Genomic DNA, 21298 nt, shown 5'->3' on the forward strand with positions numbered 1-21298 from the left:
GTCGTAGACGAGCAGGCTCAGGCCAGGTCGTAGACGGCCCCGCTGCGGGCCAGGTCGATCGGGCCGCCGTAGCCGCCCCGGCAGGCGTCGTCCAGGATCCGCTGCTGGTCGTTCCAGGGTACGAGGTGGGTGAGCACCAGCCGGCCCACCCCGGCCTTGGCGGCGTGCTCGGCGGCCTGGCGGCCCGACAGGTGCAGGTCGGTGGGCAGCTCCGGCTGGTCGAGGAACGACGACTCGCACAGCATCAGGTCGGCGCCCGCGGACAGCCGCACCACTTCGGCCGACTCACCGGTGTCGCCCGAGTAGGCCAGGCTCCGGCCGCCGTGCGTCACGCGGAAGCCGTACGCCTCGACCGGGTGGTTGACCTGACCGGCGACCACCGTGAACGGCCCGACCTCGAACGGACCCGGTGCGAGCGGTACGAAGTCGAAGGCCGTCTCCAGTCCCGGCTCCTCCGGCATGCCGTAGGCGGCGGCCAGGCGGCGCGGCGCGTCGGCGGGCGCGTGGACCGGCACCTTGGGGTACGGCGCGGCCGGCCCGTAGGTCCGGGCCACGTGGTAGGCGCACAGGTCGAGGCAGTGGTCGGCGTGCAGGTGGCTCAGGCAGATGGCGTCCACGTCGTAGAGCCCGATATGGCGCTGAAGCACTCCCAGGGACCCGTTGCCGAAGTCGAGGAGCAGCCTGAACCCCTCGGCCTCGACGAGATAGCAGGACGATGGGCTGTCGGGGCCGGGAAAGCTCCCCGAACAGCCGATGATGGTCACCTTCATGTGGGCCTCCCGTTAGAGGTAGTACCCCCCACTGGTGTGACTTCGACCGCGTCGATCTCCGGGCCGAGGAAACGTCGCCCGAGCCGGGCGAAGAGCAAGGAGTCGCCTGTGGCGCGGAAGCGATGCCGGGGGGTGGCCTCGCTCCCTGCCGCCATGTCACGGTCGTGCAGGATGCGGTAGACGTCCTTGGCCGTCTCGTCGGCGCTGGAGACGAGCGTCACCCCGTCACCGGCGACATAGGAGATCGCGCCGGTGAGCAGCGGGTAGTGGGTGCAGCCGAGGATCAGCGTGTCGCACCCGGCCGCCCTGATGGGGGCCAGGTAGTCGCGCACGACCTCGATGAGCTCCTCGCTCGCCGTCTCTCCGCGTTCGACGTACTCCACCAGGCGTGGGGCGGCCACGCCGGTGAGCTGTACGTCGGGAGCCGCGGTGAAGGCGTCGTGATAGGCCATGGACTCGATGGTCGCCCTGGTGGCGATCACACCGACCCTGCCGGTGCGGGTGGCGCGCACCGCGCGCCGGGTGGCGGGCTGGATCACCTCGACGACCGGCACGTCGTAACGCTCGCGCGCGTCGCGCAGCACGGCGGCACTGGCGCTGTTGCACGCGATCACGAGCATCTTGACGCCGTTCTCGACGAGGTGGTCCATCACCTCCAGCGCGTAGGCCCGGACCTCGGCCAGGCGTTTCGGCCCGTACGGCTGGCGGGCCGTGTCGGCCACATAGGTGATGGATTCATGGGGCAGCTGGTCGATGATCGCCCTGGCGACCGTCAGCCCGCCCACCCCGCTGTCGAAGATCCCAATGCTCGCGTCCGGCACCTTTAGAGGGTAGGCGACCTGCGACATTCTCACTGCGTAAGAATGCTCACAGTTGACCGCCCACAGTCCGCTGAACGCTCACACTCGCCGAACGCTCACACTCGCTGAACGCTCACAGTCCGCGCGTCACCCGCGGCCCACCCGCGCGAGCTGGCGGCACTGGGCGACCAGCCTGCCCTCGGAGTCCCACGCCTCGACCTCTTCGTCGAACCAGCCATCCGAAATGAGACGGCCGCTGCCGATCAGCGTGAGCCAGCCGGGGGCGGGCAGGGCCCGCAGGTGCCAGGTGAGGTCCACGGTGGGCGCCCAGCCCCGCGCGCCGGCCGAGAACACCACGGGCGGCAGCGCGTCCACGGCCAGCGCGAGCACGTAGGGGTCGGGGTCCTGGGGCTCGGCCATCCTGAAGTACGCCCTGGACTCGGGCCGGCCGCTGGGCTCGCCGGTCAGCCAGCCGATCGTGGGCGGGTCGAAGAGCAGCTCCATCCGGGCGCTGAGCGTCATGTTGGACTCGGGCTTGGGCTCAGGCAGCTTGGCGCATTCCTCCGGCCGCGGCATGACATAGATGGATTTATCGGCGTACGTGGGCTCGACGTCGTGCAGCGTGGCCGTGGTGATCAGGCTCTCGATCTGCGCCACACCGTCCTGGACGAGCGTCGCCCGGGTGAAGGCCGCCGTCCTACCCGCCTTGAGCTGCTCGATCCGTACCCGGGCCGGGCCGGGCACGGGCGCCTTGAGGAACTGGGCGGACGTGCTCACCGGGTGCTCGAACGGCGACGCGTCCACGACCGCGCGCAGGATCACCGCCAGGAGGTAGCCGCCGTTGAGCGGGCCGCCGATCACATAGCCGGGGTCGAGGCAGACGTCGTAGGTGCTCTCGTCGACCCGAATCGCCTGCGTGGCCTCGTCGAACTTGGTCATCGGTCCCGCCCTCGAATCAATCCGGAACTATATTCTAGTAGCCACACAGTCTATTGCAGACCCAGAGCATCGGGCCATCAGCGTGCCTACCTGCGAAAACACCCTCTCGCTGAGACAGTTCGATCATGGCAAGCGTTACCGAACTCATCGGACAGTCGGTCTGGGATCCCAACGGGGTGTGGGTCGGCCACGTCGTCGACATCCGCGTGATCAAGCACAGGGGCGAGCTGCAGCAGAGCGCCACCGTCTACGGCCTGGTGGTCTCGGCCCACCGCAGACCCCTGCTCTGCCTCACGCGCGACTTGCACGGCCGCTGGGGCTGGTTCTCCCGGGCGCTGGCGCGGGTGCTTTATGTGGGATCCGCTTTCGTCCCATGGTCGAGTGTCACCGATCACGGCGACGGAGAGGTGCACATCAGCACGTCTAGAAAGGAACTCTCACGGGTCTAAGTACATTGCAAGCGTCCGTCTAGCAACATCAGCTACCGTCTCTGTGGTCATAAGTCCACATTGTGAGTTGAGTGATGTCTGCTAATAATCCCCCGAGTGGCCAGGATCCGAATCGGACGACGGCGTACCGCTGGAACCAGGAGCAGCAGCCCGAGAACCCACCGACAATGCCATTGTCATCACAGGGCCAGCCGTATCCTCCGCAGCAGTCCAACCAGCAGCCCCAGTACGGCCAGCAAGCCCCAACAGGGCAGCAGCCTTCCTACGGGCAGCAGGCGTCCTATGGTCAGCAGGCCCCCCAGTATGGGCAACAGCCCCCATACGGCCAGCCGCCCTATGGTCAGCAACAGCCCCAATATGGGCAGCAGCCGCCTTCTTACGGCCAGCAGGCCCCCCAGTACGGCCAGCAGCCCGGACAGCAGGCGTACGGGCAGCAGGCCTCCTACGGACAGCAGGCGTCGTACGGGCAGCAGGACCAGTACGCCCAGGCAGGTTGGCAGCAGCAGGGCCCCGAGGGCTTCGGCCCCGCCGAGCCCGCCAAGAAGAGCCGCAAGGGCTGGATCATCGCCATCGCCTCGGCGCTGGCCGTGGTCCTTCTCGGCGGCGGCGCGGTCTGGGCGGTCGGCGCGATCGGCGGCGGCGGCACGCAGCCGCATGAGGTGCTGCCGGCCGGCTCGATCGCCTATGTACGGCTCGACCTGGACCCGGCGGCCAACCAGAAGGTGGCCCTGTTCCAGATCGCCAGGAAGTTCACCGTCACCAAGGACACCTTCAAGGGTGACGACCCGCGCCAGGCGCTCTTCGACCTCGCGCAGGACGGCGGTCTCTCCAAGGTCGACTTCGCCAAGGACGTCGACCCCTGGCTGGGCAGCAGGATCGGCCTGGCCGTCGTCCCGTCGGGCGGCAAGGAGCCCGACTTCGCCGTGGCCGTCCAGGTCAAGGACGAGGCGCAGGCCAAGGCTGGCATCACCAAGCTGATGGGCAAGGAGAAGTTCGGCCTGGCCTTCCGCGAGGACTACGCGCTGGTGACCTCCAGCCAGTCGCTGGCCGACAAGTACGCCGCCGAGACCACCAGCCTCGCCGACAACGCCGACTTCAACGACGACTTCAACGCGCTCGGCGAGCAGGGCGTGCTGTCGTACTGGGCGCACCTCGGCAAGGTCGGCGAGTTGGCCCTGACCGACAAGTCGAGCGAGCAGGCCAAGGCGCTCGAGCAGGTCAAGAACGCCAGGTTCGCCGGAGCGCTCCGCTTCGACAGCTCCTACGCCGAGCTGGCCGGCGTGGTTAGGGGCGCCGAGGGCATGGTCGACGGCGACCTGGAGCCCACCAAGCTGTCGGCGCTGCCCGCCACCACCGCGGGCGCGCTGTCCTACTCGGGCCTCGACCAGATCATCACCAAGAAGTGGGCCGAGATCGAGCAGTCCGTCGCGGCGTCGCCCGCGGGGGCCCAGTTCAAGCAGTTCATCGACCAGGCCAAGCAGACCTACGGCCTGCAACTGCCCGACGACCTGGCCACGATCCTCGGCAAGAACCTGACCCTCGCGGTCGACTCCGAGGGCCTGGACAGCGACAAGATCAAGGGCGGCGTCCGCATCACGACGGACCCGGCCAAGGCGCAGGCCGTGTACGACAAGATCCAGAAGGCCATGACCTCCAGCGGCCAGCCCGCTCCCCAGCTCGCCAAGGTCTCGGGTGACGGCACGTTCACCGTGGCGACCACCGACGAGTACGCCAAGGCCCTGGCCGGGGACGGCACGCTGGGCGAGAGCCCGACCTTCCAGACGGCGGTCCCGGACGGCGACGAGGCCACCTTCGCCCTGTTCGTGGATCTCGACAAGGTGGAGAAGTACTACCTGTCGAGCATGGAGGGCGACGACAAGGCCAACGCCCAGGTCCTGAAGGCGGTCGGCATGAGCGGCAAGCAGACCGCCACCGAGGCCACCTTCTCGCTACGGGTCCTGTTCAACTAGCACGAACATGAGTGGCCGCCCCCTGAGGGGCGGCCACCATCATGCGGTCACCATCATGCGGCCACCGTCATGCGGCCACCGTCATGCGGCCACCGTCATGCGGTCGTCACCGTCAAGCCCAGAGCTGGCCTTCGAGGCGGTGCTCGGCCTCGTCCAGGGTGCCTTCGTAGGCGCCCGTGGACAGGTACTTCCAGCCTCCGTCAGCGACCACGAAGACGACGTCGGCGCTCTCCCCCGCCTTCACCGCCTTGGCGGCCACTCCCAGAGCGGCGTGCAGCGCGGCCCCCGTGGACACCCCGGCGAAGATCCCCTCGGCGGCGAGCAGTTCCCGGGTACGGCGCAGCGCGTCGGCCGAGCCCACCGAGAACCGCGTGGTGAGCACGGACTCGTCGTAGAGCTCCGGGATGAACCCCTCGTCCACGTTCCGCAGCCCGTACACCAGCTCGCCGTAACGCGGCTCGGCGGCCACGATCCGCACGCCGGGCACGCGCTCGCGCAGGAAGCGCCCCACACCCATGAGCGTCCCCGTCGTGCCGAGCCCGGCGACGAAGTGGGTCACGGTGGGCAGGTCCTCAAGGATCTCGGGTCCGGTCGACTCGTAGTGGGAACGCCAGTTGGCCGGATTGCCGTACTGGTAGAGCATCACCCAGTCCGGGTGTTCGGCCGCGAGCTCCTTGGCCACCCGCACGGCCTCGTTGGAGCCCCCCGCCGCGGCGGACGAGATGATCTCCGCCCCCCACATGCGCAGCAGCTGGCGGCGCTCCTCGGAGGTGTTCTCCGGCATGACGCAGATCAGTTTGTAGCCCTTGAGCTTGGCCGACATCGCCAGGGAGATGCCGGTGTTGCCGCTGGTGGGCTCCAGGATCGTGCAGCCGGGTGTGAGCAGCCCGTCCTTCTCGGCCTGCTCGACCATCCAGAGCGCGGGCCGATCCTTGATCGAGCCGGTCGGGTTACGGTCTTCGAGCTTGGCCCAGAGGCGTACCTCGGCCGACGGCGAGAGCCGGGGAAGGCCGACGAGCGGCGTGCGACCGACCGAGTCGATCAACGATTCGAAGCGCATGTCACCCGCCGGCGACGGCGGGCAGCACGGTCACCGTGTCGCCGTCGGACACCGGCGTGCCGAGGCCGCCGAGGAAGCGCACGTCCTCGTCGTTGAGGTAGACGTTGACGAAGCGGCGCAGGTTGCCCTGGTCGACCAGGCGGTCCTTGATCCCGGGGTGCAGGGACTCAAGGTTGCTGATCAGCTCGTCGAGGGTGGCGCCCTCGGCGTCGACGGCTTTGGCGCCGGCGGTGTACGTACGAAGGATGGTCGGAATGCGAACCTCGATGGCCATCGCGGTCAGTCTCCTCGGGTCAGGTCGTCGTCCCATCGGCAGCAACGCCGACGGCTGAACACGGATTCCTGATCAGCGACAGTCGTAGACGACGACAGCCGGGGTATGCGCGAAGAGGTAGCTCTGCACCGGCCGGACCATCATGGTACGAACCTTACCTCTTCCTCTGTTATCGCCCCATCGAGGATCCGGTACGAGCGGAACTCCGTCTCGTCCTCGTCCCTCGTCGAGACCAGAACATAGTGGGCGTCCGGCTCGGAGGCGTAGGTCACGTCGGTGCGCGAGGGGTAGGCCTCGGTCGCCGTGTGGGAGTGGTAGATCACGACGGGCTCCTCGTCGCGGTCGTCCATCTCGCGCCAGACGCGCAACTGCTCCAGCGAGTCGAAGCGGTAGAAGGTGGGCGAGCGCTCGGCGTTCTCCATCGGGACGAACCGCTCGGGCACTCCGCCCCGTCCCGCGATCACGCCGCACGCCTCGTCCGGGTGGTCGGCCCGCGCGTGGGCAATGATCTTGTCCACGAGTTCCTGCGAGATCGTCAGCATGTCGGGAAATTACCAGAGGGCCCGGACCAGGGTGTCCTGCAGGTAGGTCAGCCAGTCGTAGGTGACATAGGCCGGGTAGCGGGGGTCGTCCTCGGACATGGTGGCGATCTCGTCGTGGATCTCCTCGGTCACCTCGAGCTTGGTGCCGAGGGCCAGCCGTACGTCGTTGAGCGAGCGCAGCCACGCCTGGGCCTGCTCGGGCGTCAGCTCACTGCGGCCCGGCCGGGCGCTGTCGAGCATGGTCTGCGCGTCGGCGCGCTTGCCGTCGCGCAGCGTCGCCTCGGTGTAGCGGCGGAATTCCGCCGCCTCACCCTCGTCCTGGTAGGCCGAGGGGAACAGGCGGGCGAGCACCGGATCGGACGGCGCCGCCCCGGCCCCGGTGCCGATCCCGAGCGCCCGCTCCAGCGGGTCGTCGCCCGTCTCGCCCGGCGCCACCAGGCCGAGCACCTGAGTGACCAGCGAGCGCAGGATCGACACCTCCGCCGCCTCGAACTCCGTGATGACGCCGCCGCCGTCGCGCGTCGAGAACCCCGAGTTCACGTGTGCCGCCTCACTTGACCGAATCCGGCTGAACCGTCGCCCACAGCCCGTAGGAGTGAAGGATCTGCACGTCGCGCTCCATCTCCTCCCGGGTGCCGCTGGACACGACGGCTTTGCCTTTCTTGTGCACGTCCATCATGAGTTTTTCGGCCTTCTCCTTGGAGTAGCCGAACACCGTCTGGAAGACGTACGTCACGTAGGACATGAGGTTGACCGGGTCGTTCCAGACGATCGTCACCCATGGCAGGTCGGGCCGGACGTCCGTTGACGGACGCTCGACGGCCATTGGAGCAGTGCTACCCACATCCCCCATCCTGCCCTACCCCGGCCGTAGTCTTCGAGTCGTGGCAATGACCATGAGCACTGCGTTGCTCACAGATCACTATGAACTGACAATGCTTCAGGCGGCACTGCGGAGCGGCGCCGCCCACCGGCGGGCGGTTTTCGAGGTGTTCGCCCGGCATCTCCCGGGCGGACGGCGCTACGGGGTTGTCGCCGGGACGGGACGTGTCCTGGACGAGCTGGAGAACTTCCGTTTCGGTGACGAAGAGCTGACCTATCTGCGGGAGAACGAGGTGGTCGACGAGGCGACCCTCGATTTCCTCGCCGGCTACCGGTTCTCCGGAGACGTCTACGGCTACCGCGAGGGCGACGTCTACTTCCCCGCCTCTCCGATCATGGTGGTGGAAGGAACGTTCGCCGAGGCCGTACTCCTGGAGACTTTGACCCTCTCCATCCTCAATCATGACTGCGCCATCGCCTCCGCGGCCTCCCGGATGACCAACGCGGCGGGCAACCGCCCGATCATCGAGATGGGCTCGCGCCGTACGCACGAGTGGGCCGCCGTGGCCGCCGCCCGCGCCGCCTACATCGCCGGCTTCGCCTCCACCTCCAACCTGATGGCCGGGCGGGTCTACGGCGTCCCGACGGCCGGTACGGCGGCGCACGCGTTCACGCTGCTGCACGACTCCGAGCGGGCGGCGTTCGCGGCCCAGATCGACTCCCTCGGCCCGGAGACCACACTGCTGGTCGACACCTATGAGGTGGCCGAGGCGGTCCGCACGGCGATCGAGCTGGCCGGCGCCAAGCTGGGCGCGGTGCGGATCGACTCGGGCGACCTGGCGGCGGCCGCGCAGGAGGTACGCGAGCAACTCGACGCGCTCGGCGCCTTCAACACGCGCATCGTGGTCACCTCCGACCTGGACGAGTACGCCATCGCCGCCCTGGCCGCCGCCCCCGTCGACGGCTACGGCGTGGGCACCTCGCTGGTGACGGGCTCGGGCGTGCCCACCGCCGCGCTGGTCTACAAACTGGTGGCGCGCGAGACCGCGGCGGGCGTCATGGAGCCGGTCGCCAAGCGGTCGGTCGGCAAGCCGTCGCGCGGGGGGCGCAAGGAGTCCTACCGCCTGTTCGACGAGACCGGGCACGCCGACACCGAGCTGATCACCACCTCGGGGCCGGCGCCGGAGGGTGGTGTTCGGCTGCTGCACCAGCTCGTACGAGACGGCGAGGTCATCGGCAGGGAGCCACTGACCGCGGCCCGCGAGCGACACGCCGAGACCATCGCACGCCTGCCCCAGGAGGCGCTGCACCTTGGCAGGGGGTATGCGGCGATCGCCACGGAGTTCTCCTGACGTAAGGTGCTTCGTATGGGGACCGCGCTGATCATCGTGGACGTGCAGAACGACTTCTGCGAAGGCGGCAGCCTGCCCGTGGCGGGCGGTTCCGAGGTGGCCGCCGCGATCACCCGCTACGTGGACGACCACGGCTATGACCACGTGGTGGCCACCCGCGACTACCACGTCGACCCGGGCGGCCACTTCTCCGACGCCCCTGACTACGTGACGACCTGGCCCGCGCACTGCGTCGCGGGCACGCCGGGGGCGGACTTCCATCCGGCGTTCGACGTCTCGGCGGTGGAGGAGGTCTTCTCCAAGGGCGCCCACGCCGCCGCCTACAGCGGATTCGAGGGCGCCTCCGGCGACGACGTGTCGCTGGCCGCCTGGCTGGACGAGCACGGAGTGAGCGAGGTGGACGTGGTGGGGATCGCCACGGACCACTGCGTCCGCGCCACGGCGCTGCACGCGGTCGACCACGGCCTGGCCGTACGCGTGCTGCTCGACCTCACGGCCGGGGTGGCACGGGAGACCACGGACCGCGCGCTGGCGGAGCTGAGGGCCGCGGGCGCCGTCCTGCAGGGCACCCCGTCCGTCCGCTGACCTTCGCACGCTTTCAGCCCGCCGTCGGCGTATCGGCCATCGGCCACGAAGTGTGCGCGATGCGCGACGCTGCGGTCATGTGATATCCAGAAGGCGAACGCTCTCCGCGCCCACCCAGCCACGGAGAGCGACATGACTTCTTCCTGGTGTGAGGTTCCCCATGCTCACCTTCTCCCTCGGCCTCGCCTGGCTGCTGCTCGCCCCGCTCAGCCTCTGGGTGCTCGTCCGCGGGCGCAACGGAGCCAGAGTAGGGGCCGTTGTGACCCTGGCACTGCTGGAGGCGGCCACGGTCGCCATGACCACCGAGGAGCGGGAGGCCGCGGTCGTCGCCCATGACGCGCCGCCGAGCGTGTTCTCGATGGCCTGCGCGGCGCGTACGCCGATGCCTCAGACGGCCCGGCTGAGCGGCGCGCGCGACGATCTCACGCTGTCCTGGCCCGCCTCGCCCGACGAGTGCGCGACGGCGCAGGTCACGCTCAGCCCCAAGGGGCGCGGGCTGCGCGTCTGGGTCCGCGAAGGGCCATCGGTCGGCGAGGACAAGGGGGCGCGTACGGTGCCCGTACACGTCGTCGGGGGCGCCGCCTCGCTACGTGTGCCGCTCGACCCGCCCGCCCCCGCCCGGCTCAGCCCGGTCGACGGCCACACCGGCCACCGCATCCCAGCCGCGACCGACGACCGCCCTGGCACCTCAACCGCTACCCATGAACGTCCTGACACCCCAGCCGCTACCCATGAACGTCCTGGCACCCCAGCCGCGACTGACGGCCGTTCTGGCACCCCAGTCGTGACTAAAGGCCGACGTCCTACGAGATGACTTCTAGGAGATGACGTCCTAAGAGATGGCTTCTAGGAGATGACGTCTAGGAGATGACGGAGCCCTGCCGCGGCGCCTCGTCCAGGTCGGTCGCCCGGCGAGGAGGGAACCTCCGCGCCGGGCGGTGGCCCTAGCGTCGTTGGGTGGCCCACTGGCGGATCTTGGCGATCCGCTCCTGGATCTCGGCGGCGGTGGCCTGGGCGATCGGCGGCCCGCCGCACGCCCGGCGCAGGTCCGAGTGGATGACGCCGTGGGGTTGGCCGGTGCGGTGGTTCCAGGCGCCCACGAGGCCGTTGAGCTCCCGCCGAAGCTCGGCGATCTGCTCGTGCGGCGCCAGCGCGGGCGGTGCGCTCTCGGCCTTCTTGGCCTTGGCCGCCTGCTGGTCCGACTGCCGCTTGCGCAGCAGCGTGGCCACCTGGTCGGGCTCCAGCAGACCGGGCAGCCCGAGGAAGTCCTCCTCCTCCGCCGAGCCGACCTCCGCCCCGGTGCCGAACTCGCCGCCGTCGAACAGCACCCGGTCGAACGTCGCCGAGGTCTCCATCATCTCGAACGGCAGCTCGTCACCGAGGACGTCTGGATTGTCCTTTTTCCTGTTGGCATCTTCGAGCAGGCTGTCGTCCAGCCCGTCCTCCGGCGGACGGCGGTTGAGCACGTGGTCGCGCTCCACCTCCATCTCGTTGGCCAGGCCCATGAGGGTCGGCACCGAGGGCAGGAACACCGAGGCCATCTCGCCGCGCTTGCGGGCCCGCACGAAGCGGCCGACCGCCTGGGCGAAGAACAGCGGCGTGGAGGTCGAGGTGGCGTAGACCCCCACGCACAGCCGCGGGATGTCGACGCCTTCGGACACCATCCGGACCGCCACCAGCCAGCGATCACCGGACGCGGCGAACTGCTTGATCTTGTTCGACGCCCCCGGATCGTCGGAGAGCACGACGGTGGCGCCCTCGCCGGAGATGTTGCGCAGGTGGCGGGCGTAGGCGCGGGCCGCCTCGTGGTCGGTCGCGATGACCAGGCCACCGGCGTCGGGGACGCCGCGCCGCACCTCCGTCAGCCGCCGGTCGGCGGCCTCCATGACCTGGCGGATCCAGTCGCCCTTGGGGTCGAGCGCGGCGCGCCAGGCCTGGGAGAGCTGGTCCTTGGTGAGCGGCGTGCCCAGCGTGGCGGCGAGCTCGTCACCCGCGCGGGTGCGCCACTTCATCTCCCCGGAGTAGGCCAGGAAGATGACCGGCCGGACGACCCCGTCGTCGAGGGCCGGGCCGTAGCCGTAGGAGAAGTCGGAGACGCTGCGCTTGAGCCCCTCGGTGTCCTCCTCGTAGCCGACGAACGGGATCGGGTTGTCGTCGGACCTGAACGGCGTGCCGGTCAGCTGGAGCCTGCGGGTGGCCGGCTCGAACGCCTCACGGATGCCGTCGCCCCACGACTTGGCGTCGCCCGCGTGGTGGATCTCGTCGAAGATGACGAGCGTCTTGCGGGCCTCCGTGCGCGCCCTGTGGAGGGCGGGGTGCATGGCGACCTGCGCGTAGGTCACGGCCACGCCGGTGTAGTCGCGGGAGGTGGCGCCCTGGCTGTTCTTGAACTCCGGGTCGATGCCGATGCCGACCTTGGCGGCGGCGTCGGCCCACTGGCGCTTGAGGTGCTCGGTGGGGGTGACGATGGTGATCGCTCGGATCACCCCGTTGGCGAGCAGCTCGCTGGCGATGCGCAGGGCGTAGGTCGTCTTGCCCGCGCCCGGCGTCGCCACAGTGAGGAAGTCACGCGGCTCGCGCCTGAAATACAGGTCGAACGCCTCCTGCTGCCAGGCACGCAACTTGGGGGCGGTGCCCCATGCGGCGCGGTCGGGGTAGGAGGGCGAAAGGTGGGATGCGGCGAAGGTGCTCACCGCATCACCTCTGGGGTTCGTGTGCTTCGCTGTCTCACAGTGACCCAAGAGTAATCGGGCCCACCGACAAGACGTGCCGTGCACCGGGGATCCTGGCCAAGCTCATCCTTGCGTGCTAAGGGGCGTACGGGGCTTATCGCACGCTCGACATCACCGCGTCGAGCGCCTGCCTTCGGGTGGTTTCTTCGGGTTGGAGCAGGCCGACGAGCAGCACCGCCTTGCCGTCCCGGGTGAGGAGTGTGACACGTAGGTAGGCGGATGTGTTCGCCACATCCTGGTATTGCGCTCGTAGCGCACGCGTGTGCCCTTGTGGCAGGACTTTGTCCTCCACGATGTCGACCTTGTCGCCTTTGAGCAGCAGCCTGGAGTAAAGCTCCGCCGCGTCCTTGGCGACCTTCTGCAGGTCGGCCACGGGATCGGGGACCGGCCTGACCATGACGAGCGCGCCGTCACTCCTGGCGGCCGACGTGAATCCGGTCACAGGCGGCATGCCGGCCTCCTGCCACCCCGCCGGCAGCGTGATCGTCACTCCCGCCCGAGAATCGCTCAGCCGCGCCGTAGCGGGCGCTGGGACGGCCAGCCGCAGCACGACCATGACGAGCGCCGCGATCAGACCGGTGGCCAGGAGCAGCGCGAGCACCGCCCCGGCCGGCCGCCGCCACCGGCGCCCCCGTACCCGCCCCGACAGGCCAGGATCGGCGGGCACCCCGTAGTGGCGGGCGGACGGGGGCAGGGACTCCCAAGGCACCTGTGGATCGCCGTCGTCCCGCTCGAGCCCTCGCCCGGCGGTGCGCCGCAACTGCGGATTCCAGAGATCCTCCGGCTCGTCCCCCTCCTCGTCCTCGGGATCGCCCCTCCCGTGCCACGAATACCCCCCGCCGACCTCGTCATCGTCGGTCACAGACCCCCGCCGCACCCACCCGAACCCCCCGACCCCGGGACCTCGCCGCGCGGCCCGGTCCTCACGTACGGGGTCCCGCCGTGAGGATCCGTCCCCGCGCAGGGGATTGCGCCGCACGGCCCCGTCATCGCGCGGGGAGTCCCGCCGCGCGGCCCCGTCCTCGCGTAGAGGGTCCCGCCCCGCCCCGTCCTCGCCCAGGGGGTCCTGCCGCGAGGACCCGACATCGCGTACGGACTGCCGCCGCCCGACCCGCGGGTACGGATCCCCGCCCCTGCGCGCCGGGCTCGGTGCCTCCTCGCGCCGCTGTGGCGCCGTGTCGGACGACCGCTGAGACTCCGTGCGGAACGACCGCTGGGGCGCCGCGTCGGACGACCGCTGAGACTCCGTGCGGAACGACCGCTGGGGCGCCGTATCGGGCGACCGCTGTGGCGCCGCGTCGAACGCCCACTGGGCCTCCGTGCCAGATGACCCCTGGGGCTGGGGGTCAGACGACCCCTGGGGCTGGGGGTCAGACGACCCCTGGGGCTGGGGGTCGTCGGGGGGAGGAGCGGGAGGTGTGCGGCGGTGCCTGGCTCCCGGGCTCGGCGGCCAAACGCGGCGATCGTCCTCCATGACACCTCCTGCCCGCTGTCCTATCACTCCTGCCCGCGCGGGTCCGGCGTTCCGTGATCGCTGTGACAGGAGGGAAAAGAATCACCTTTGAACCGGGTCAGTCGGAACGAGTGCGAGAGGCGAGAAGGGTCGCGCCGAGGGATACGGCCGACATCAGACAGCAGATGACCACGAAGCCCCGCGCGATCATCCCCGGGCTGTGCCCGATGACGTTGATCAACGCTCCCCCGAGGCCCACCGCCAGCGCGGACCCCAGCATGTCCGTCACGGATAGAGCGGCGGAGTTGGCCCCCTGCTCGTTGACCGGCGACTGCTTGAGCGCCGTGACGCTGACCGTGGTCATTCCGATGCCCATGCCGAACCCCGCCACGATCCACGCGGGCACCGCGACCCAGCCGGTGACCCCGGGCAGGACTGACAGCAGCCCGAGCAGCACCCCCGCCATGACACAGGCGGCTCCCGTCCGGATCCGCCTGTGTGGCTCGACCGAGCGCCTGCTCTGCAGGTAGGACCCGGTCGACCAGCCGAGGGCCCCGGTCGTGAGCGCGATGCCCGCCGCCGTGGGGCCGAACGACTTGACCTGCTGGAGGGCGAGGGGAATGAAGGAGTTCACGCCGAAGAAGGCCGCCGAGAACAGGCCGCGCATCATGATCGTGGTCGGCAGCCCCCGGCTGAAGCGCAGCGCGCCCGGCGGCAGCAGCTTGGCCAGGCCGTACCCGAGGCAGACCAGCCCGACCAGGACCGCGACGGCGCTCGGCACCGGCGAGATATGAAGCTTGTCCACGCCGTACAGCAGCACGCCCGCCCCACCGGCTGCGGCGGTGGCGGCCACGGTCATCGCGAACGGCCTGGAACGCGCCCCCTCCACCGACCCACCACCCGCGCCAGACGAGCCTGATGAACCCGATGAGCCGGGCAAGTCTGGCAAGTCGGCCGGCCCCGCGTCCCCGGAGGCGTGGGACGCGTCCGGCTCGTGGGCGGGCTTGTTCAGAGCGGGGACCAGCATGACCAGGGCGGGCACCACGAGCGGGATGATCCCGAAGAACACCCACCGCCACCCCCACGTGTCCGCCACGAACCCGGCCACGGCCGGCCCGACCATGGCGGGCACCACCCACGCCGCCGACAGCCCCGCGAACACCTTGGGCCGCACGTCGGCCGGATAGACCCGGGCGATCATCACGTACACGGCGACGATCGTGCACCCCGCGCCGAGCCCCTGCACACCCCGCGCGGCCAGGAACAACACCTTGGTCGACGCCGCCCCCGCCAGCCCCATCCCGACCACGAACAGCACCACCCCGAGCAGGAACGGCATCGTGTAGCCCCGCCGGTCCGACCAGAGCCCGGACACCACGTTCGCGAACAGGCTGGCGATGAGGAAGGCCGAGAAGCTCAGGCCGTACAGGTCGAGCGCGTCGAGCTGCTGGGAGATGACCGGCATGACCACGCCCACCGACATGCCCTCGAAGGCGATCAGTGTGATCACCAGCAGGATGCCGATCGTGGCCGTGCGATAGGCCGAACCGAAGATGCGAGGTTGATCGTAGGGAGTGTCGAGTGCCTTCGGTGCTGTCACCCAAACATCCTAGTTGTGCCGCTATTTCAGGACGGCGCACAGGTCAACGCGACGCCCTGTCAGACGGCGGACAGCGCGCCGCGGCCCCGATAGACGGCCCACATCTGGTGCATGCGTTTCGCCTGTTCAGCCGTGAACTCCCACATGCACCGGTCATGCGCGTAGTCCATGTAGTTGTGGATCGGATCCAGGCCCCTCTCCGCGCAGGTCTCCTTGGAGTCGGGGCAGCCCTCCGTGGGCCTGGCCTCGGGCGGGGTGTCGGTGATGCCGTCGCCCGGATACGCGCAGCCGTTCTCGAAGGTGTGGAAGAGGCCGAGCCAGTGGCCGATCTCATGTACGCCGGTGTAGCCGCGGTTGTAGTTGACCAGCGTGCCGCCGGGCAGGCTGCGCCAGTCGATGACGACGCCGTCGAGGGTGGGGCTGTCCCCGTACCAGTAGGGGTAGGTGGAGAAGCCGAGGACGAGGTCGCCCAACTGACCGATGTAGAGGTTCAGGGTCTCGGGGCCGCCCCGGCGCAGGGCGGACTTCATGGCGCGCTCGTTGCCGATCGGGTCGATGAACCAGGAGGCGTCCTCCTTGACCGAGATGCCGTCGAGGCGGAAGCGCACCCCGGTGGCGGCGCCGCCCAGCGCGCCGCTGTAGGCGGAATTGAGCGCGTCGATCTGCGCCCTGACGTCCGCGTTGGAGGCCCGCCTGACGCCGTCGGTGAGTACGTGCACCCAGGTAGGAACGATGACCTCGTCCGGGACCGTCACCCCGGCGAGCCGCTGGGCGAGCTCGGCCAGCACCTGCTCCACGTCGCGCGGCCTGGGCTGCCGCGGCCCCAAGGACCGTGGATCGTCCCCCAGCCCCCGAACCGGCCTGCGCGCCCCACTGGACCCACCGTCGCGGGCCGTACCGGACCCACCATCGCGAGCCGCGGCACCATCGTGGGCCGCGCTCAGACCCACCTCGCGCGGCGAGTCCGGGGCGGAGCAGTCAGATGCGGCCCAGGCCTCGGCGGCGGGACGGAGCGGCGGTGTGAGCCCGGCCGCGAGCAGGCATGCCAACGAGACGGCGGTCGCGCGCCGGGCCATGCAATCCCCCGTTACGGTATGAGTAGGTCCGTATGCAGACCGTAGCTCTACCGTGGGTGATCACACGTGATCAACACTCACTCGTTGTCGTCGTCGCCGCCCGACGGCAGCCCCTCGTAGATCTCCTTGCACTCGGGGCACACCGGGTATTTCTTGGGATCGCGGCTGGGCACCCAGACCTTGCCGCACAGGGCCCGGATCGGCGTGCCGGTTACCATGCTCTCGGTGATCTTGTGCTTGTCCGCGTAGTGCGCGAACCGCTCATGATCGCCGTCGCCATGCGACGTCCGCGGGGTGGTCTCCTGCTCAGGGAGGATCTTCGTGCTCACGCCACCGAGTCTATGCCCGCCTCCGAGCGCGTCTTCCCGGCCGAGATCGTTCAGCCCAGCCCTTGGACACACGTACGGCCCCCGTCACCAGGCGAGGGCCGTACGGATGACAAAAAGGCTCAGCCCATGTGCACCGGCGCGCCCTCGGTCTTGCGGCCGCTCTTGACGAACAGCGCCAGAATCGCGGTGAGGATCGCGACGCAGGTGCTGACCAGGAAGGCCAGGTGCATGCCGTCCATGAACGCGTTGTGCACGGCCCCGCCCACCATCTGCTGGAGCTGCTGCGGAGTGCCGGTCGGAAGCCCGCCGAACGCGGCGGCCTTCTCCAGCAGCGACAACTGGTCCGCCGGGATCCCCTTGGCCGCCGGGCCGAGGTAGCCGGGCAGCTTGCTGGAGATCTCGGCGGCCATGACGGCGCCCAGGATCGCGGTGCCGAGCGCGCCGCCGACCTGCATGGCCGACTGCTGCAGACCGCCCGCGACACCACTGAGCTGGATCGGGGCGTTACCCACGATGATCTCGGTGGCGCCGACGAAGACCGGCGAGAGGCCGAACGCCAGCAGCACGAACGGGATGCCGCTCTCGATGAACGAGGCGTCGATGCTCAGCTGCGACATGAGGAACATCGCGGCCGCGGTGATCAGCAGGCCGGTGGCCATCGTGATCTTCGGGCCGACCCTGCCGATCATCATGCCGGCGAGCGGCGAGGCCACGATCATGCCGGCGCTCATCGGCAGCATGCGCAGGCCCGCCTCCAGCGGGCTCAGACCGTGAACGCCCTGGAAGAAGAAGCCGAGGAAGAACATCGCGCCGAACATGGCGAACGCCACCATCATCATCAGCACGGTGCCGATGGAGATGGACGGGTTCTTGAACAGCGACAACGGGACCAGCGGCTCCTTCGCCCTGCTCTGCCAGAAGATGAAGGCGGCGATGAGCACCACGAACCCGGCGATGAAGGCGAGCGTCGTGCTGTCGCCCCAGCCCCATTCGGGGGCCTTGATGATCGTCCAGACGAGCGCGAACATCGCGCCCGACAGCAGCACCACGCCGAGCCAGTCGATCCTGGCCAGCGACGGGACGCGGTTCTCCTTGATGAGGAAGATGCCCAGGACCAGGGCGATGATCCCGACCGGCGCGTTGATGAAGAAGACGGACTGCCAGCTGACGTTCTCGACCAGGACGCCGCCCACGATCGGGCCGGCCGCGCTGGACAGGCCGATGATGGCGCCCCAGGCGCCCATGGCCGCGTTCAGCTTCTCACCGGGGAAGGCACCGCGCAGCAGAGCCAGGGCGGCGGGCTGAAGCAGGGCGCCGAACAGGCCCTGCAGCACCCGCAGGCCGATCAGCGCGCCGATCGGCGACACGCCCGGGACGATATCCGCCAGCTCCTGGCTGAGGCCGATGCCGATCGAGGACAGCGCGAACCCGGCGACACCGATCAAGAAGACCCGCTTGTGCCCGAACAGGTCCCCCAGCTTGCCCGCCGTGATCAGGAACACCGCCAGCGCCAGCAGGTAACCGCTGGTCACCCACTGTAGATCGGACAGCGATGCGCCCAGATCGTGCTGGATGGACGGGTTGGCGATGCCGACCACGGTGCCGTCGAGCATCACCATGATGACGCCCAGGCAGACCGCCAGAAGCACCAGCCATGGGTTGCCGCCCCCGGTCCCCGTCTCCCTGGGGCCGGGCGACGACGGCGCGTCGACCGTCCTCGCGTGAGCCATGAAGTCCCCCTCAATGCCGCCCCATACCGGGGCATAAGTCACTTAAGCCTCAGGTAATCTATGGCAGTCCATGACAGATGACAAACGAGTTTTATTTGTCGGACTATGACTTATGGCACACTATGACAGGAAGGTTTCTAGGGGGTGACGCAAGTGGGTCTAAGGGAACGCAAGAAGGAGAAGACGCGTCTGGCGATCCTCGACGCCGCGCTCGACCTGTTCCTCGAACAAGGGTACGACTCGACCACCGTGGACCAGATCGCGGGGTCGGTCGAGATCTCCCCGCGGACGTTCTTCCGCTACTTCACCAGCAAGGACGATCTCGTGCTGTGGTACCACGACCAGGGCGAGGAGATCATGCAGGAGACCCTGCGGAGCCGCCCCGCCGATGAGCCCCCGTTCACCTCGATGATCCACGCGGTGCGCGCGGTCGCGCACGACATGGACGACTCAACTCCCGAGGACGCGGCGAGATTCCTGAAGTTGCGGCGGCTTCTGGATGAGAATCCGCGCCTGGTGGGCCTGTCCGTCGCCAGAGGCGCGGCGACAGAGCAGCGCCTGGCCGTCGAGATCGCCGCCCGTAGCGGCGTAGACGTGACCACCGATCAACGTACGCACCTTATCGTCGCGTTCGCGATGTCGACGCTCCGGGTCGGGTTCGACTGCCCGCAGCCGGACGTACCGGACATGAGGATACTCGTGGCCCGCATGGAGAAGACCCTCGAACTCGCCCAGAACGCCTTCCGCCCCGGCTGGGACGTCTAGCGCCAAGGCCGTCTAGTTCAGCGTCGGGTCGTCCGGGCAGGTCGCTACGAAGGCCAGCTCGCCCGGCTGGCGCCGCAGGACGTTGCGCCACAGGGAGCCGGGGTCGGTGTGGAAGGTGTCGCCCACCTCCGAATCGACGACATACCAGGCTCCTTCGGCGATCTCGCTCGCCAGTTGCCCGGAGGTCCAGCCGGCGTAACCGGCGAAGATCCGCATCTGCGCGATCTCGCCCTGGAGGATCTCGGGCGGCGCGTCCAGGTCGACGGTGCCCAGGCGGGAGACGGCGGGCGTGCCCGCGTGCAGCCTGCGCCAGCCCAGCGGCTCCTCGCCGCTCGGCACCGCGGCCAACGCCAGCGCGCTGTCGGTCTGCACCGGACCACCCTCGAACAGCACGGGCGGCCCGGTCACCAGCGGGTCCCACACCGGCAGCACCTGCGTCACCGAGATGTCGCTGGGCCTGTTCAGCACTACGCCGAGAGTGCCGCCGTCGAGGTCGTGTTCGAGGATCAGCACGACGCTACGACGGAAGTTGGGGTCGTCGAGAAGCGGCGTCGCCACCAGTAAACCGCCGACGTAGATCGCTTCCGCCATACCTCCATCATGAAGGGTCAACCCCACATCTCGCTCCCCCACCACCTGGATGTTACTTTCTGTAGTCATACGGGCACTATAGGTACCAAAGATCGCTATCCTGCGGACCCGGGAGGAGCCAGTGCGCATCGCGAACCGTCGCACGCTCGCCCTCCTGCCCCTCAGCGCGTGGCTGCTCCTCCCCGCGACAGTGGGAGCCTGGGCGGGATCGTCCGGTCCCGGCGACCCGTTCACGATGTCCGCCACGCGTCCCGGCTGCGAGAACGGGCGGACGCTGGTCACGTTGCGCAACCAGACCCGCCGGCCGGCCCGCTTCGACCTCAAGGCCGACTCGGCCGGCCTCGCCACCGGGTCCATCCCCGCCCGCGAGTCGGTGACCCGGAACATCCACGTCCGCCGGGGCCACACCATGGAGATCGAGGCGTTCTCGGTCACCGCCGGCCACCCCGGCACACTGATCGACTCGACGCGAGTACGGAACACCTGCTCCAGACACCAGAGCCGCCACCTCCCCCGCACGGCCCGCCACCTCCCCCGCACAGGCCCGCCGACCGACCTGCTCGCCAAACTCGCCACGGCGGGTGGATTGCTCCTCACCGGTGCGGCCTTCTGGTGGTACGGCTCCGTCTGGCCACGCGGGTCCTTCTGATCCCGTACGCCCTGATCCCGTACCGCCTGATCCCGTACCGCCTGATCCGGCACGGGCCGATCCCGCAGGGCCCGAGCCCGCACCTGCCCCGCACCTGATCTCGTACGGCGACGCGACCGGCATGGTCGTCAACCGACGAAAGCCCCGTTGCGGGCCGCCACCAGAGCGCGGGTAGCCGACCGTTCGGCCGTCGCCTTGTCCACGGGCTCCTTGGTGACCAGCAGGCGATAGTAGAGGGGGGCCGAGATCGCCCGGATGACCTCGTGGCCGTCGGTGCCCTCCGGGAGCTCGCCGCGCCGGATCGCCAGGTCGATTGATTTGCCCCACTCCGCGATCCGGCGCTCGTAGAAGGTGCTCAGGGCGGCCGCCGCCTCCTTGTCGCAGGTGGCCGCCGCGATGACGGCCTGCAGCGTGGCGCCCAGGCGTTCGTCCGTGATGGCGGCCAGGACGCTCAGGGCGTTGGCGCGCAGGTCCTCCTCGACGGTGCCGGTGTTCGCGTGCGCGGCGGACTGGTCGGCCAGCTCCGTCATGAGGTCGGCCACCAGGCCCGCCGCACCGGTCCAGCGGCGGTAGACCGTGGTCTTCCCGACGCCCGCCCGGGCGGCCACCGCGTCCATGCTGAGGCCGTGGAAGCCGTGGAGCACCAGCTCGTCCTGGGTCGCTTCCAGAACCGCCGCCCGGACCCGGGCCGTGCGGCCGCCGGGGCGTACCGTCCCAGCCAAACGGGAATCCTGTTCCATTAAGACTCCTTAGCGTGCTAGCGTCATCTCATCTTAACGGAACTAAAGACCCATTAGGGGGATGACATGG

The 21298-nt window shown here is 69.3% G+C and carries 23 protein-coding genes; 7 read left to right on the top strand and 16 right to left on the bottom strand.

What is annotated here, in order from left to right; genetic code table 11:
• Nucleotides 1–17: 17 nt before the first annotated feature.
• From AB0H88_RS20395 to AB0H88_RS20405, 3 genes are all read right to left on the bottom strand, one after another.
• Nucleotides 18–770 (bottom strand): MBL fold metallo-hydrolase, encoded by a 753-nt coding sequence (locus AB0H88_RS20395; RefSeq protein WP_357646583.1) that lies wholly within the window; start codon nt 768–770, stop codon nt 18–20.
• Complete coding sequence (gene murI / locus AB0H88_RS20400; protein ID WP_357646585.1) at nt 767–1591, bottom strand: glutamate racemase; 825 nt, start codon at nt 1589–1591, stop codon at nt 767–769. Before murI ends, AB0H88_RS20395 begins: the two co-directional genes overlap by 4 nt.
• A gap of 126 nt (nt 1592–1717) precedes the next feature.
• Nucleotides 1718–2509 carry a thioesterase family protein gene (locus AB0H88_RS20405; protein ID WP_357646587.1) on the bottom strand — a complete coding sequence of 264 codons (792 nt, stop codon included), beginning with the start codon at nt 2507–2509 and terminating at the stop codon, nt 1718–1720.
• Between the two features lie 125 nt (nt 2510–2634).
• On the opposite strand from AB0H88_RS20405, the gene AB0H88_RS20410 reads away from it, so the two are divergent.
• Entirely contained in the window at nt 2635–2958 is a 324-nt protein-coding gene (locus AB0H88_RS20410) for a hypothetical protein (RefSeq protein WP_357646589.1), read from the top strand.
• A gap of 167 nt (nt 2959–3125) precedes the next feature.
• Nucleotides 3126–4928 (top strand): DUF3352 domain-containing protein, encoded by a 1803-nt coding sequence (locus AB0H88_RS20415; RefSeq protein ID WP_357646591.1) that lies wholly within the window; start codon nt 3126–3128, stop codon nt 4926–4928.
• Between the two features lie 112 nt (nt 4929–5040).
• Here AB0H88_RS20415 and AB0H88_RS20420 read toward each other — a convergent pair whose 3' ends face one another.
• From AB0H88_RS20420 to clpS, 5 genes are all read right to left on the bottom strand, one after another.
• Nucleotides 5041–5988 (bottom strand): cysteine synthase, encoded by a 948-nt coding sequence (locus AB0H88_RS20420; RefSeq protein ID WP_225290417.1) that lies wholly within the window; start codon nt 5986–5988, stop codon nt 5041–5043.
• A 1-nt stretch (nt 5989) separates the two neighbouring features.
• The gene (locus tag AB0H88_RS20425) at nt 5990–6262 is read right to left on the bottom strand and encodes a MoaD/ThiS family protein (protein WP_225290416.1); all 273 of its coding nucleotides are present in this window, start codon (nt 6260–6262) and stop codon (nt 5990–5992) included.
• Between the two features lie 140 nt (nt 6263–6402).
• Complete coding sequence (locus tag AB0H88_RS20430) at nt 6403–6804, bottom strand: M67 family metallopeptidase (protein WP_357646593.1); 402 nt, start codon at nt 6802–6804, stop codon at nt 6403–6405.
• 9 nt (nt 6805–6813) lie between these two features.
• Complete coding sequence (locus AB0H88_RS20435) at nt 6814–7344, bottom strand: DUF2017 domain-containing protein (RefSeq protein WP_357646595.1); 531 nt, start codon at nt 7342–7344, stop codon at nt 6814–6816.
• 10 nt (nt 7345–7354) lie between these two features.
• Complete coding sequence (gene clpS / locus AB0H88_RS20440; protein ID WP_219526749.1) at nt 7355–7657, bottom strand: ATP-dependent Clp protease adapter ClpS; 303 nt, start codon at nt 7655–7657, stop codon at nt 7355–7357.
• Between the two features lie 37 nt (nt 7658–7694).
• Between clpS and AB0H88_RS20445 the strand changes: the two genes are divergently transcribed.
• From AB0H88_RS20445 to AB0H88_RS20455, 3 genes are all read left to right on the top strand, one after another.
• Nucleotides 7695–8978: a nicotinate phosphoribosyltransferase gene (locus AB0H88_RS20445; protein WP_357646597.1), complete on the top strand. Its 1284-nt coding sequence runs from the start codon at nt 7695–7697 to the stop codon at nt 8976–8978.
• A 15-nt stretch (nt 8979–8993) separates the two neighbouring features.
• Entirely contained in the window at nt 8994–9563 is a 570-nt protein-coding gene (locus tag AB0H88_RS20450; protein ID WP_357646599.1) for a nicotinamidase, read from the top strand.
• Nucleotides 9564–9723: 160 nt separating this feature from the next.
• Entirely contained in the window at nt 9724–10377 is a 654-nt protein-coding gene (locus AB0H88_RS20455; RefSeq protein WP_357646600.1) for a hypothetical protein, read from the top strand.
• A 130-nt stretch (nt 10378–10507) separates the two neighbouring features.
• Here the strand turns inward: AB0H88_RS20455 and AB0H88_RS20460 are convergent, their stop codons facing one another.
• The 6 genes from AB0H88_RS20460 to AB0H88_RS20485 form a co-directional block, all read right to left on the bottom strand.
• Nucleotides 10508–12256 (bottom strand): DEAD/DEAH box helicase, encoded by a 1749-nt coding sequence (locus AB0H88_RS20460; RefSeq protein WP_357646602.1) that lies wholly within the window; start codon nt 12254–12256, stop codon nt 10508–10510.
• Between the two features lie 133 nt (nt 12257–12389).
• Complete coding sequence (locus AB0H88_RS20465; RefSeq protein ID WP_357646604.1) at nt 12390–13157, bottom strand: hypothetical protein; 768 nt, start codon at nt 13155–13157, stop codon at nt 12390–12392.
• A 709-nt stretch (nt 13158–13866) separates the two neighbouring features.
• A complete protein-coding gene (locus AB0H88_RS20470; protein ID WP_357646606.1) occupies nt 13867–15348 on the bottom strand; it encodes an MFS transporter in 1482 nt (493 codons plus the stop codon).
• A gap of 59 nt (nt 15349–15407) precedes the next feature.
• A complete protein-coding gene (locus tag AB0H88_RS20475) occupies nt 15408–16424 on the bottom strand; it encodes a zinc metalloprotease (protein ID WP_357646608.1) in 1017 nt (338 codons plus the stop codon).
• Between the two features lie 77 nt (nt 16425–16501).
• Complete coding sequence (locus tag AB0H88_RS20480) at nt 16502–16753, bottom strand: DUF3039 domain-containing protein (protein ID WP_357646610.1); 252 nt, start codon at nt 16751–16753, stop codon at nt 16502–16504.
• A gap of 119 nt (nt 16754–16872) precedes the next feature.
• Nucleotides 16873–18483, bottom strand: a complete 1611-nt coding sequence (locus AB0H88_RS20485; protein WP_357646612.1) for an MFS transporter — start codon at nt 18481–18483, stop codon at nt 16873–16875.
• Nucleotides 18484–18636: 153 nt separating this feature from the next.
• Here AB0H88_RS20485 and AB0H88_RS20490 point away from each other — a divergent pair, with 153 nt between their 5' ends.
• The gene (locus AB0H88_RS20490) at nt 18637–19248 is read left to right on the top strand and encodes a TetR family transcriptional regulator (RefSeq protein WP_357646613.1); all 612 of its coding nucleotides are present in this window, start codon (nt 18637–18639) and stop codon (nt 19246–19248) included.
• A 12-nt stretch (nt 19249–19260) separates the two neighbouring features.
• On the opposite strand, the gene AB0H88_RS20495 is transcribed toward AB0H88_RS20490, so the two are convergent.
• On the bottom strand, nt 19261–19839 hold the full coding sequence (locus tag AB0H88_RS20495) for a YqgE/AlgH family protein (protein ID WP_225290402.1): 579 nt from the start codon (nt 19837–19839) through the stop codon (nt 19261–19263).
• Nucleotides 19840–19960: 121 nt separating this feature from the next.
• On the opposite strand from AB0H88_RS20495, the gene AB0H88_RS20500 reads away from it, so the two are divergent.
• Entirely contained in the window at nt 19961–20488 is a 528-nt protein-coding gene (locus tag AB0H88_RS20500; protein WP_357646615.1) for a hypothetical protein, read from the top strand.
• A gap of 128 nt (nt 20489–20616) precedes the next feature.
• On the opposite strand, the gene AB0H88_RS20505 is transcribed toward AB0H88_RS20500, so the two are convergent.
• Complete coding sequence (locus AB0H88_RS20505; RefSeq protein ID WP_357646617.1) at nt 20617–21228, bottom strand: TetR/AcrR family transcriptional regulator; 612 nt, start codon at nt 21226–21228, stop codon at nt 20617–20619.
• Nucleotides 21229–21298: the final 70 nt, after the last annotated feature.

Origin of the sequence: Nonomuraea sp. NPDC050680, from assembly GCF_040654555.1 — a bacterium.
Classification (GTDB): domain Bacteria; phylum Actinomycetota; class Actinomycetes; order Streptosporangiales; family Streptosporangiaceae; genus Nonomuraea.